The sequence below is a fragment of the Oxynema mangrovii CENA135 genome (assembly GCF_016632315.1).
Classification (GTDB): Bacteria; Cyanobacteriota; Cyanobacteriia; order Cyanobacteriales; family Laspinemataceae; genus Oxynema; species Oxynema aestuarii.
The window spans coordinates 2,154,287-2,167,456 of record NZ_JAEOXH010000001.1 but is presented as its reverse complement, the minus strand read 5'-3'; the positions used below and the strand labels follow the sequence as shown (position 1 = coordinate 2,167,456).

The 13,170-nt window shown below is 49.2% G+C and carries 10 protein-coding genes; 2 read left to right on the top strand and 8 right to left on the bottom strand.

Features of this window, described 5'->3' with window-relative positions; all coding sequences use genetic code 11:
* Positions 1-34: 34 nt before the first annotated feature.
* Positions 35-448: an acyl-CoA thioesterase gene (locus JJD41_RS08555; RefSeq protein WP_200665553.1), complete on the bottom strand. Its 414-nt coding sequence runs from the start codon at positions 446-448 to the stop codon at positions 35-37.
* A 189-nt stretch (positions 449-637) separates the two neighbouring features.
* Positions 638-1,480, bottom strand: a complete 843-nt coding sequence (locus tag JJD41_RS08550; RefSeq protein WP_200665552.1) for a hypothetical protein — start codon at positions 1,478-1,480, stop codon at positions 638-640.
* A gap of 162 nt (positions 1,481-1,642) precedes the next feature.
* On the opposite strand from JJD41_RS08550, the gene JJD41_RS08545 reads away from it, so the two are divergent.
* Positions 1,643-2,197: a peroxiredoxin gene (locus JJD41_RS08545; RefSeq protein WP_200665551.1), complete on the top strand. Its 555-nt coding sequence runs from the start codon at positions 1,643-1,645 to the stop codon at positions 2,195-2,197.
* Positions 2,198-2,310: 113 nt separating this feature from the next.
* Here JJD41_RS08545 and glmM read toward each other — a convergent pair whose 3' ends face one another.
* From glmM to rfbC, 6 genes are all read right to left on the bottom strand, one after another.
* Entirely contained in the window at positions 2,311-3,795 is a 1,485-nt protein-coding gene (gene glmM, locus JJD41_RS08540; protein WP_234488552.1) for a phosphoglucosamine mutase, read from the bottom strand.
* Between the two features lie 456 nt (positions 3,796-4,251).
* Positions 4,252-5,322 carry a glycosyltransferase family 4 protein gene (locus JJD41_RS08535; RefSeq protein ID WP_200665549.1) on the bottom strand — a complete coding sequence of 357 codons (1,071 nt, stop codon included), beginning with the start codon at positions 5,320-5,322 and terminating at the stop codon, positions 4,252-4,254.
* Positions 5,319-6,173, bottom strand: coding sequence for a glycosyltransferase (locus tag JJD41_RS08530; RefSeq protein WP_200665548.1), 855 nt, complete (start codon positions 6,171-6,173; stop codon positions 5,319-5,321). Before JJD41_RS08530 ends, JJD41_RS08535 begins: the two co-directional genes overlap by 4 nt.
* An 87-nt stretch (positions 6,174-6,260) precedes the next feature.
* A complete protein-coding gene (locus JJD41_RS08525) occupies positions 6,261-7,334 on the bottom strand; it encodes a glucose-1-phosphate thymidylyltransferase (RefSeq protein ID WP_200665547.1) in 1,074 nt (357 codons plus the stop codon).
* A 129-nt stretch (positions 7,335-7,463) separates the two neighbouring features.
* Positions 7,464-8,348, bottom strand: coding sequence for a dTDP-4-dehydrorhamnose reductase (gene rfbD / locus JJD41_RS08520; RefSeq protein ID WP_200665546.1), 885 nt, complete (start codon positions 8,346-8,348; stop codon positions 7,464-7,466).
* Positions 8,348-8,896, bottom strand: a complete 549-nt coding sequence (gene rfbC, locus JJD41_RS08515; protein WP_200665545.1) for a dTDP-4-dehydrorhamnose 3,5-epimerase — start codon at positions 8,894-8,896, stop codon at positions 8,348-8,350. Before rfbC ends, rfbD begins: the two co-directional genes overlap by 1 nt.
* 370 nt (positions 8,897-9,266) lie before the next feature.
* Here rfbC and JJD41_RS08510 point away from each other — a divergent pair, with 370 nt between their 5' ends.
* On the top strand, positions 9,267-13,133 hold the full coding sequence (locus tag JJD41_RS08510) for an ATP-binding protein (RefSeq protein WP_200665544.1): 3,867 nt from the start codon (positions 9,267-9,269) through the stop codon (positions 13,131-13,133).
* The last annotated feature ends 37 nt before the right edge of the window (positions 13,134-13,170 follow it).

Below are 13,170 nucleotides of genomic sequence, written 5' to 3'. Positions count from 1 at the left end.
TACAAAAAATGCTTGAGTTTTTACTCACTTTATTTTAAGAAGTCATAAGTTCCAACCAGTGGGCTATGGGCGGTGACAGGGGTTGACGAGAGCGACTGTCGAGGTCGATACAGACATGTTTGGTGGTCGCTTTCGCAAGACAGGGAGATTGGGATCCCCGAGGGTGGAGAGCGTAAGTTAGCTGAAAACTGTCTAAAGTGAGAGACTGGGCGATCGCCCCAACCGAAATCCGATCGCCACAAAAGATCGGACGAAAGAAATCGACATGAGCGGAAACAATAGGAATGGCGATCGCGCGATCGCTAAAAAAGCTTTTAAGATCGATGCCAAATTCCGCTAAAGACGCCTCGTAAGCTTCGTGACAAATCGATAAAATATTAGCAAAATAAACCACTCCCGCCGCATCGGTATCGGCGAAGCGAATCGTGCGCTCGTACTGAAAAGACATGAAGGATTTTAGATTTTAGATTTTAGATTATTTTAAAACAAAATATAGATCGTTCTTGGATAAGTTTAAATTCAGCACGCTTTTAATCCCTGGATGAATCAAAGGATGAATCAAAAACTTACATAAAAACATAAAATCCCTCTTAAATCACCCTTTTCTACCGTAGAGTTAGGAGAATTACCCATCAACTCAATCGAGGGGACAAGGAGAAACGAGCTGGGTATCGCCAAAGATTTCAAAAATTAACTGATACAACCTCGGATCGTAAGCTCGAAGTTCTTCGCGAGTATTAATCTGATTGTGAATACCGTTGCTCGAATTGACTTCTAAATTGACATTAAAATAAGATTGTACCCCTTCCGCCCAATATTCCTCGGGATTGACTGCTGCATAAGTATTGCGCCACAATCCGACGGCGATCGCCTGACGATAAATCCAGTTTAAACGAGCTTGAAATGTCCTGTCGAGATAAACAATCCCTAAATCTTTAATTGTATGGGCAAATTCGTGAACGAATATATTTTCACCAAAATACCGATCGCCCGTCCAACATAAAAGATTCTCTTCGGCGGCGGTGACCAAGGGAATAAACGGCGTTCCCCCAAGTCCTCGAGTGAGGCGGTCCCAGTCGAGATCGGGATATTCTTGTTTGAGAATGCGATATTCGGGGAGATCCGTCGTCTGTTCCCGAACGCCGATAATGCCGATCCGCAGATGATTTTCGAGCATTTTGCGGCGAATATCCGGACGGGAAGCGAGCATCTGCCGGGCGATCGCTGCCGCTTGTTCTAAAGCGCGATCGCTCACCCGGGCGGAACTGGTAACCGTCATTCCCTCCACCGTGCAAGCTTTGGCGTAGAAGCGATCGCCTGCGGGGGGCAGTTCGCGAACCTGGCAACCCGGGGCGCCCGCGCGATCGAAGTGAGGAGCGGCGATCGCGCCTTGGGGACAGGAAGTCTGGAAAGCGCCTCCCAAGACAACCGCGAGGGCGGCGATTTTAAAGTAACTTGTAAAGTAATTGATTAAACTCACATTTTCAGAAAGATCGGATTTCTAAAACTTACAACTTCTCTAAAACTCAACCGTATTCTCGATGAAATTGACGGCGATCGGGATAAATGAAGCGAGTTGTCAATAAAGTACCAATTCTCGTTAAACTATCTTACAGTTCGATTGATATCCTCATCTAAGCTCATGCTCGCCATTTTCCGCCGCCCACTGCTCAACGTTCTCCTCGCCACGGTTCTCGCCGGGGTCGCCTGGATCGCCGGAATCTCCGGCGCTCAAGCCCTCGGTGGAGCGCAACCCGCGATCGGGGAACCCGCCCCCGAATTCACCTTACCCACCCATACCAGAGATGGAGAAATCTCACTTTCCGACTATCGCGGTCAGTGGGTTGTCGTATACTTCTATCCGAAAGACTTCACCTCGGGCTGCACGATCGAAGCCCGTCGCTTCCAGCAAGATTTAGGCGAATATCAGGCACGAAATACGCAAATTCTCGGGATTAGCGCCGACTCGGTGGACTCCCACGCCGAATTCTGCGATTCGGAAGGGCTGAAATTCCCGCTCTTGGCGGATACGGACGGCTCGGTGAGTCGGGCTTACGGCTCGTGGATGGCGCCTTATTCCCTGCGTCATACTTACGTAGTCGATCCGGAGGGAATTTTGCAAGAGCGCTTTCTTGGCGTTAATCCTTCACTTCACAGCCGAGACGTGCTAGCCAGCCTCGATCGCCTCCAAAAGTGAGAAGGTTTGAACTGACGGATCTTGAAAACGGGTAGCACAAAGAAAATATAAGTGAGGCAGGCAAAATGCCCGCCTCATCTCAAACCGACAGACTTACATTAAAACTTTCATCTTCAAGCGGCGAGATGGCGTTCGACCGCAATCACTAAGTTAGAAGTCCAATGTTCCGCTAAATCGGGACAGGCGGCTTCGACCATGACGCGGATCACGGGTTCGGTCCCCGAGGCGCGAACGAGGACGCGACCGCGATCGCCCATCGCCAATTCCGCAGAGGCGATCGCCTGTTGCAAAGCATCGCAGTCCTGCCAAGCGAGGCGGCGTTCCCGGTCTTCCACCCGCACATTACGCAATAACTGGGGATAGGTTTGGAAACTGCCCTCAATTAACTCCGACAACGTGACACCGCCTTCGCGAACCAAACGGGCAATATGCAACGCCGTCATCAAACCGTCGCCACTGACGCCGTAATGGCGGCACAAAATATGACCGGACTGTTCGCCGCCCAACATCGAACCGCTTCGCATCATTTCCGCGTGAACGTGTTGGTCGCCGACGGGAGTGCGCAATAATTGGCCGCCCGTGGCTTGCCAGGCCCGTTCGAAGCCGAGATTGGACATCACCGTAGCGACGATCGCCTCTCCCGGCAATTGGCCGAATTGGCGCAGTTTCTGACCCCACAGGAACAGAATATAATCGCCATCGATCGCCCTACCTCGGTCGTCAACGGCTAAGGTGCGATCGGCATCTCCATCGAAGGCAAACCCCATATCGGCGCCGTACTCTTTCACCGCCGTTTGTAAGGCGTGTAAGTGGGTCGAACCGCAATCGACATTAATGCGATCGCCGTCCGGGCGATCGTGCAGACAAATCACCTCCGCCCCCATGTCTCGGAACACTTGCGGCCCCAACACGGAAGCGGCGCCCCAAGCGAGATCGAGGACGATCCGCAATCCTTGTAAAGGCAACTCACCCAGAGACTCTTTACTCACCAGGGGCTGTTGTAAAAATTGAGCGTATTCTTTAACTAATTGCGATCGCTGATAATAATTTCCCCACGTGAGGCTGGTAATCCCACCATTGGTTTGACCGCGAACCCCCGCTTCAATTTGTTTTTGTAATTCCGAGGAAAGTTTCGTCCCATTTTCCCCAAAAAACTTAATCCCGTTATCTCCCGGCGGGTTATGACTGGCGGAAATCATCACCCCACCCATCGCCTCGGAAACTTGGGTTAAATATGCCACGCAAGGGGTCGGACACAAGCCCAAATTCCACACTTCCAATCCGGCAGAGGTCAACCCCGCAGACAGGGCCGTGGCTAACATATCGCTAGAGTTGCGCGAATCTTGTCCTAAAATCACCGGACCCGATCGCTTGCTTTGGGCTTTGAGGACGTGGCCCGCCCAAAAGCCGACTTGAACCGCTAACGGGGCGGTTAAAAAGTCCCCCACCCGTCCGCGAATGCCATCGGTTCCAAATAACGCACTTTTAGGAAGGTTTAAGCCGCCTCCATTCCACACACTACCGTTTCCGAGTTCTTTCGCGATCGCTTCTTTCGAGTTCAACACGGATTTGGTTACGGGGACGGAGGTAATATTCATTGGCGAATTGGCTGCGCTTCCATTTTGGGTCCATTTCGGAGAAGTTACCATAAAATCCTTCACTCCACACACAGATCGCACTCACTGTGGAGAATAACATTTCCACGCGAATAACTTAGTAAACACGGGCCTAAACGGCGAATCCGGATGGGGGCAACAAACCGTTAATGGCGCGATCGCGCGGTTTTGGGGGTGAGGATGAAAAGGTGGAAATCAGGAAATTTCTGAATTTTTTGAGAGAAGTTTGGGTTACAGGCGGACAAGATACCCGCCCCACCGTCTTCTGAGTTCCAGCTTGCAACTTCTCTATAGCAGTCCTATCTATAGCAGTCCTACATCCGTTGAATCTGAGATCGACCGGGTCAAGTTGCCCAATTCTCGTAGAGACAAGGCCATCCCGTGTCCTTACACCCCGTGAATTCGGCAACAAGATTGAGGATTGCTATATTCCCCCCTTTACAAATACTTTTGTAGAATCTCCCCCGTCCTTTCTGCTGTTTTTCTCCAACTAAAGTGACTGGCTTGTTGCAAGGCGAGTTCCTCTAAATGCGATCGCAGATGAACGTCCGTGGCGACGGCGTGGAGGGCTTCGGCAATTGCGTCAACCCGATACGGATCGACCAAAATCGCGGCGTCGGCGGCGACTTCGGGCAAAGCGGAACAGTTAGAGGTAATCACCGCCGTCCCGCAGGCCATTGCTTCGAGAACGGGCAATCCGAAGCCTTCCCAAAGGGTGGGAAAAACGAGGGCGATCGCCTGATTTAATAAGATCGGAAGGCGATCGTACTCTACGTAGTTTAAAAACTGAACGCGATCGCCTAAATTCAACGATTCCACTTGTTTTTGTAACACCGGAGTATAACGGGGGTCGGGAGATCCGGCTATCCAGAATTCGCACTCTAATTCCCGGGGAAGTTTCGCAAAAGCGGCGATCGCCCGCGATAAGTTTTTGTAAGGATCGCTGCGTCCGATATAGAGAAAATAGTTTTGTTTGGGTAAGTTTAACGGGCGAAAATGAGATGCATCGTAAGCGAGGGGAATGGGCGTAATTTTACGGGCGGAAATTTGGCAAAAATCGCTAATATCCCGGGCGGTGGCTTCGGAATTGCAGACGATATGAACGGCTTGTTTTAAAACTTGGGGAATGTAGTAACGGTGATAGTAAGTTAAGGGCGATCGCCGTTTGGGAAAACGTAACGGAATGAAATCGTGAACCATGACCACGGAACGGCAATTCGCCGCGAGGGGGGCTTCCGGAACCGGGGAAAAGAGTAGGCGCGATCGCAGGGTTTTATAAATTTTCGGTAACTGTTGCTGCGTCCACCATAAGCGCTTAAAATGGCCGCGCGTTCCCTGTTCTGGGGTTAAATCCGACGGGATTAAATAGCAGGAATAGCCGGGAATCTCTTCGCCGACTAATAAGGTCGGATCGAGAAATTTTAAATGGGGAAAAATATTAACGGCGTAGGTCGCGATTCCCGTCGGTTTGCGGATTAAGAAGGATAAATTAATCAGTAAATCGGTCACGAAACTTGGGGCGATCGCGTTAAAAAGTTAGCAATTCCTTCGAGTTTGCCGATCGCCACGTTCGGCTTGAAGCCGAGGAGGGCGATCGCGTGGAATAATAAGCGCATTAAGCGGACAAATAAGACAAATCCACTGGCGTGACGTTGCATCGTCAGGAGATAACTATAGGTACTGTACTTGTATTTTAGATATAAATTCCGATTGACAATTGACGAGGGATGATGAATGGTTTGAACCTCTGGAGAGAGGGCGATCGCGTGACCTTTCTCGGCGTAGCGACGACAAAAGTCGAAGTCTTCGTAATAGATAAAAAACTCCGGATCGAATTGGGGGCAGGTTTTAAAGTTTTTCAGATGAATTAATAAGCTGCATCCCGAAACCCAATCGCAGGGAAAATAAGCGACATTTTTAGTACGTTTCAAAGTTTTAGTTTCGACGATCGCCCCGGTTTCTCGTTGAAACTGTCCGCCAGCAAACCAGACTTTCCCGGAGGGTTCGTAGACCAAAGATCCCAGAATCGAAATTTCGGGATAATCTTTAAAAAAAGTGGCGGCGCGATCGCTGGAATTTGGGGCGATCGTCGTATCGGGATTGACCAACCAAACAATCCCCTGGGGGTCGCGATCGTAAATCCAATTTAACCCCAAATTACAACCTCCCCCAAACCCCAAGTTATCGGGAGAATTGATAATTTCTACCGTTTCCCGTTTTAAATCGGCAACTGACAATTCACTGGGGGAATTATTCACCAGAATAAACCGATAAGAAAAGCTAACATTCGCCTCAATCGAGGCCAAAAGTTGGGCAATCCAATCGGTAGAATAGTAATTGACAGTAAGAAAGTAAATCACGGTATTTGTAGGGAGTGGAGAATCGGGAAATGGCGATCGGAAATGGGGGAGTGAATTACCATTCAATCTGCCCAATTGGTCGGAGTTCTAAGTTAACTCGATATGGGAATCGTCGCCAATCATAAACCGCAAGGCTTTCGGACGGCGGGGGGCGATCGTCAGTTGGGCGCGACGTCCGATGACGCTATCGACCAGACGCTGATGGATTCCCATAATTTTTGCATTTTGTAAGACCACACTATGCTCTAAATCGGCTTCAATTAAGGTCACCCCATCGGCGATACTAGAATACGGACCGATAAAGCAATTTTCCAGATAGCAATTCTCGCCAATAATCGCCGGACCGCGAATGGAACTATTGACAATTTTCGTTCCTTTGCCAATTTGAACTCGTCCGATCGCCTGACTGCTTTCGTCGAGTTCTCCCATGATTTTTGGACGAATTTGGGTGTCTAAAATAATCCGATTTGCTTCGAGAAGGTCGTCTTTTTTCCCGGTATCCAACCACCACCCCTCTAAAGTCCGCGCCTCGACGGTGGCGGAAGTATCGATCAGTTGTTGGATGGCGTCGGTAATTTCTAATTCACCGCGAGGGGACGGTTTAATTTGGGCGATCGCCTCGTGAATGCGCGGCGAGAAGAAGTAAATCCCGACGAGGGCTAAATTCGAGGGCGGATCTTTCGGCTTTTCAATCAGTTGTAAAACGCGCCCGTTGCGATCGACTTTCGCCACTCCAAATGCACTCGGATTGGAGACGGGACGCAGGAGGATTAAAGAGTCGAGATTTTGTTGTTTGAACTGTTCTAAAAACGGGTTTAATTCCCGTTGAATTAAGTTGTCGCCCAAATACATAATAAACGGAGAATCGCCGAGGAACGGTTGGGCAATTTTAACCGCATGGGCGAGTCCTTCGGGATGTTCTTGTAAGATATAGGTAATTTTGGCGCCGAAGCGATCGCCATTCCCGGTCAATTCTTTAACTTCTTCTCCCGTTTCCGGGCTGATAATAATACCGATATCGGTAATTCCGGTGGCGACAATGCCTTCGATGCCGTACCAGAGGATCGGTTTGTTCGCAACGGGGACTAATTGTTTGGCGCCAGAATAAGTTAGCGGTCGCAGTCGGGTTCCTTTTCCGCCAGATAAAATCAATGCTTTCATGATAATTTTAGAGTTGAGATTTGGGTCTTCAGGATTGAGGGCGATCGACTGAACTGATGCTATGTTAAAATGTTGACGGTAGGGGCGAACGGCGGTTCTCCCTCACGATCGTTGGGTAGACGAACGAACTCATTGCACCGTATTTCCAAAAACCCCAAAATTTTTGAGCATTTGTCTCAATCCTTGTCGCCAATGAGGCGGATAAGTTCCTAAAGCTGAGGCAATTTTTTGATTCGACAATACGGAATATGCCGGACGTTTTGCAGGGGTCGGATAGTCAGCCGTGGCGATCGGGGTGACGGATCGAACCTTGAGGGGAAACCCGAGGGTTTGGGCTTCTTCAAAGATGGCGATCGCGAAATCGTACCAACTCGCGACGCCGCTATTGGTGTAGTGATAGGTTCCGGCGGGAATTTGTTGTCGGACGATCGCGGCGATCGCCCCCGCTAAATCTCCGGTCCAGGTCGGGGATCCCACTTGGTCGCAAACGACGCGCAACTGTTCGCGATCGCCCCCCAACCGCAACATCGTTTTCACAAAATTGCCCGTCCCGCCGACGCCGTAAACCCAGGCGGTTCGCAAAATAATCGCATCGCCGCCGATCTCGCGAATCGCCGTTTCTCCCGCTAATTTCGATTTCCCATAACTTCCCAAAGGATGGGTCGGGTCGGTTTCCCCATAAGGGTGACTTTGGCGTCCGTCGAAGACGTAATCGGTGGACAGGTGAATGAATCTGGCGCCGATCTCGTCGCAGACTTGCGCTAAAACAGCCACTCCCGTCCCGTTGACACTCATCGCGAGATCCGGTTCGCTTTCCGCCTTGTCCACGGCGGTGTAAGCGGCGGCGTTGACGAGCACATCGGGTTTGACCGTAGTGACGAGTTCGCGGATGCGATCGCCGTCGGTCAAATCGAGTTCGTGGCGACCGACGGCGATCGTGTCCCCGACCGCCGGGAGGACGGTTTGTAATTCCTCCCCGAGTTGGCCCATTTTTCCAGTAATTAATAGTTTCATCAGGCAAATAAATCGGCTGCGTTCAGGGGTTTTCCGGCTTTATCTTTTCCCGAAAGAATGGGTGTTTCGCCGTGTAAGGGCCAGTCGATCGCCAGATCCGGGTCGTTCCAGAGGATCGATCGCTCGTGTTGGGGGGCGTAGTAATCGGTGGTTTTGTAGAGAACTTCGGCGACATCGGACAACACGAGGAAACCGTGGGCAAATCCGGCAGGAATCCAGAATTGACGGTGATTTTCGCTGCTTAACACGCAACCGACCCACTGTCCGAACGTCGGCGAACTTTTGCGAATATCGACGGCGACATCAAAAATACTGCCCAGAACCACCCGCAGTAATTTTCCTTGAGTTTGTTCGATTTGGTAGTGCAAACCCCGTAAAACGTTTTTGCGCGATCGCGAGTGGTTATCTTGCACGAACTCCCCGGTAAATCCAGTTTTTTCGGCAAATTTGCGCTGGTTAAAACTTTCAAAGAAGAAACCGCGATCGTCGCCAAAAATTTTGGGTTCGAGGATCGCGACCTCGGGAATGGCAGTAGGAATGACGTTCATTGAAGTTTCTACAATCGGTGAGGGGTCAACTGGGCAACAGTTGAGTATTCCAAGCATTAGCCAATCTATCAGAATTCAAGCCAACGGCATAGCGTCCCGGGCGATCGCGCTTCGCGTCGGGGGTGACTCGGGGGTTAGATCTCGGCGATCGTTGGCGTTACACTCAATGCAGGGTGTGGCAGTAAGGCTTTTCCCAAGGATCGGTTGGCGATCGTCGCCTATCGGTTGGAGGGTTTTCACCGAGGTGAATTCGATAAAATTAAATCGTAATAACAAATAGCTACCCCTTTCGGATCGAGAACAGTAAGGATTGAGGGGCGATCGCGCGCTTAATGGGATTATTTTATGTAATTCTTTACGAATTGTTTCTATGATTGTCAACCGGATTTACATTGCCCTGGCAAAACTTCCTAAAAAAGTTCCGATTCGTACGATCTTAATCGTTCCCTTCATCCTGCAAATTTTCGCCGTCGTCGGACTGACAGGTTATCTTTCCTTTCGCAACGGACAGCGATCGGTCGAAGAATTAGTTCACCAACTCAGCGATAAAATTACCGACAATATCGACCGCCATCTCCAAAACTATTTAACCACCCCTCACCTCCTCCACCGCGTCACTGCAGCCTCGGTCAAAAATGGAATTTTAGATGTCGAAGATTTCGAGACGGTACGGCGACAATTTTGGTCGGAAATCCAGCTTTCTAATGCCGTTGACTATATTTATTTAGGCTATGAAAATGGCAATTTTATCGGCGTACAGAAATATCTCGACGGTCGCACGGTCGTCAAATTTCGCGATCGATATACCGAACCCAATCGCGACATCTACCAACTCGACAATCGCGGAAATATTGACGAATTTCTCAAATCCAGCCCCTACGATCCTCGGAATCGCCCGTGGTACGAGGCGACCTTAAAAGAACGAAAACAAACCTGGAGTGAAGTTTATATTTCCGCCGATTTAGGCGTATTGCAAGTGACCCCGACTACGCCGATTTACGATCCGGAGGGTAACTTAGTCGGCGTCCTCGGAACTAACTTAATTTTATCTCAAATCAGCGATTTTTTACAAGACTTAGAAATCAGCGAATCGGGAATTGCTTTTATCGTCGAACCCGGTGGAGAAACGATCGCCAGTTCCACCGATGAATCTCCCTTTATCAAACCAGAAGAAGGAGAACCGAAAAGACTGTTAGCCGTCGATTCTAAAAATCCCTTGATTCGCGAAAGTAGCGCCTACTTATTACAACATCTTCCCTCCCTCGATCGCCTCGACGAACCCGCTCATTTAACCTTTTCGATCGACGGTAAAAAACAACTCCTACAAGTCTCCCCCTTAGACGACAATCTCGGCTTGAAATGGGCGATCGTCGTCGTCATTCCCGAAGCCGATTTTATGGCGAGAATTGCCGCCAATACCCGCACCACCATCGGGCTATGTTTGCTTTCTTTAGCGATTGCGATTCTCGTCGGAACTCGTACTGCTCGCTGGATTGTCAAACCCATTGAAAATCTCAATCATGCGGCTAAAAAATTGGCGAGTGGGGAATGGGAAGAAACCCCCGATTGCGATCGCACCGACGAACTCGGAGAATTAGCCTGTTCCTTCAATAAAATGGCGCGTCAACTGCGCGATTCTTTTGCATCTTTAGAAGCCAAAAACGCTCAACTCCAACACCTCGACAAACTCAAAGACGAATTTCTCGCCAACACCTCCCACGAACTGCGAACCCCCCTCAACGGAACCATCGGAATCGCCGAATCGATGCTCGACGGCGCCACCGGAGCCCTCAGCGATTTACAGCGCAAAAACCTGTTAACGATCGCCCAAACCGGACGGCGTTTGGCAACCTTAATTAACGATATTCTCGACTTTTCCAAACTGCGTCATAAAAATATAGAACTGCAATTAAAACCGATCGGTCTTCGGGAAATTGTCGAAGTTGTTTTAAGCTTGAGCATTCCATTAATTAAACGAAAAAACTTACAAATTCTCAATAACATTAACGACGATTTACCCCCCATTTTAGCGGATGAAAACCGCTTGCAACAAATCTTTCATAACTTAATCGGTAATGCGATTAAGTTTACCGATGCGGGAGTCGTCGAAATTTCTGCCACGGCGATCCCGCCAGAAACCAGTCTGGAGATCGGAGAATTTGGGGCGATCGAAATCACCGTTTCCGATACGGGAATTGGGATTGCTGAAGATAAAATCAATCGCATCTTTGAATCTTTCGAGCAAGCGGATGGGTCTACCGCACGCCAATATGGAGGAACGGGATTGGGATTGGCGGTGACCAAACAATTAGTCGAACTCCACGGCGGTAAAATTCGGGTCGAATCGACCTTTGGAGAAGGATCGCGCTTCACTTTTAGCTTACCCGTCGCCGAGGGAGAAGCGGTTCCCTTAGAAGGCGATCGCCGTTCCGAATTATCTCAACTGACAACCTTATCTTGGTCGGAAGATGAAGTCGAAATCGAAACTCTCAGTAGCGAGCAGAGCTTATCGCCAACTCCTTTAGATAACCAGCAAAAAATTAAAATTCTCATCGTCGATGACGAACCCGTCAACTTGCAAGTTCTGTCCAACTATTTATCTTTAGAAAACTACGCGATCGTCTCTGCATCCAACGGTGTAGAAGCTTTAGCCTTAATTGAAAATGGGTTCGAACCGGATTTAGTCTTACTCGATTTGATGATGCCCAAAATGACGGGTTACGAAGTCTGTCAAAAATTGCGCGAGCATTTCCCCGCTACCGAGCTGCCGATTTTAATGCTCACTGCCAAAAATCAAGTTTCCGATCTCGTTCACGGTTTAGGGGTAGGGGCCAACGATTATTTAACCAAACCGATTTCTAAAAACGAACTGCTCGCCCGCATTAAAACCCACCTGCAAATCGCCACGATCTCGATTGAAAATGCCAAATTATATTACGAACTCAGAGAAAGTGAAAGCCGTCTCAAACAGTTTTTAGAAGCATTACCCGTGGGCATTTCGATTCTCGACAGTCGGGGGAAACCGTACTATATCAATCGAGTGGGGAAAGAATTACTCGGTCGCGGGGTTGTCGATGCGAGTTGGGAAGAAGTGAGCGAAGTTTATCAAAATTATATTGCCGGGAGCGATCGCCTGTACCCCATCGAACAATTGCCCGTGATTCGCGCTTTGCACGGCGAACAAACCACCGCCGACGATATCGAAATACAACGGGATGAAAAACGCATTCCGATCGAATCGTGGGGAACGCCAATTTTTGACGAAAAGGGAGAAGTTTCGTTTGCGATCGTCGCGTTCCAAGATATCACCGAACGCAAGCAGGCGGAAGAGGAACGGGAACGTTTTACCCAGGAATTGGCAGCAGTGAATAAAGATTTAGAACAAGCATTAGAAGCGCAATTGGAACTTACCGATGCTTACGGACGCTTCGTTCCCCATGAATTTTTAGATTTATTGGGTCAAGAGAGTATTGTCGATGTCGAGTTGGGGGATTCCGTCGAACAAGAAATGTCAGTGTTATTCTCGGACATTCGGGATTTTACAACGATTTCCGAACGGCTGACCCCGGCACAGAATTTTAAATTTCTCAATTCTTATTTAACCCGAATGGAAGGGGCGATCGCGAACCATCACGGCTTTATCGACAAATATATCGGCGATGCGATTATGGCCTTATTTAGTAGCAATGCCGACGAAGCCGTGCAAGCGGGGATTGCCATGTTGCACCTGTTACAAGAGTACAATCAAGACCGGGAGCGATCGCACGATTCTCCGGTCAATATTGGCATCGGCATCAATACGGGAAACTTAATGCTCGGGACTGTGGGCGGTTCCAATCGGATGGACGGGACGGCGATCGGCGATGCGGTCAATTTAGCCTCGCGCATTGAAGGACTGACCAAAAATTACGGCGTCCAATTATTAATTTCCCACCATACTTTTCTCAAATTACGACATCCGACCGAATACGCCTTGCGCCTGCTCGATCGCGTCCAGGTCAAAGGCAAATCCAAATTTGTTTCCGTCTTTGAAATTTTCGAGGCAGATCCGCCAGAAATGAAAGAAAAGAAATTAGTCAATAAAACAGTCTTTGAAAAAGCCGTCTTGTTCTACCACTTCAACTGGTTTTATCAAGCGGCTCAAGGCTTCCAACAATACCTCGAATTAAATCCGGGCGATCGCGCCGCCGAGATTTATCTCGATCGCTGCGAGAAGCATTACCGCAACTTAAAATAAGAAAGCCGGAAGGTGCCTCCGGCTGAGTGCCAACTCC

Bases quoted from the DNA above. Each gene is read 5' to 3' on its own strand.
- JJD41_RS08555 (WP_200665553.1), bottom strand. From the start codon at position 448: ATGTCTTTTCAGTACGAGCGCACGATTCGCTTCGCCGATACCGATGCG.
- JJD41_RS08545 (WP_200665551.1), top strand. From the start codon at position 1,643: ATGCTCGCCATTTTCCGCCGCCCACTGCTCAACGTTCTCCTCGCCACG.
- glmM (WP_234488552.1), bottom strand. From the start codon at position 3,795: ATGAATATTACCTCCGTCCCCGTAACCAAATCCGTGTTGAACTCGAAA.
- JJD41_RS08525 (WP_200665547.1), bottom strand. From the start codon at position 7,334: ATGAAAGCATTGATTTTATCTGGCGGAAAAGGAACCCGACTGCGACCG.
- rfbD (WP_200665546.1), bottom strand. From the start codon at position 8,348: ATGAAACTATTAATTACTGGAAAAATGGGCCAACTCGGGGAGGAATTA.
- rfbC (WP_200665545.1), bottom strand. From the start codon at position 8,896: ATGAACGTCATTCCTACTGCCATTCCCGAGGTCGCGATCCTCGAACCC.
- JJD41_RS08510 (WP_200665544.1), top strand. From the start codon at position 9,267: ATGATTGTCAACCGGATTTACATTGCCCTGGCAAAACTTCCTAAAAAA.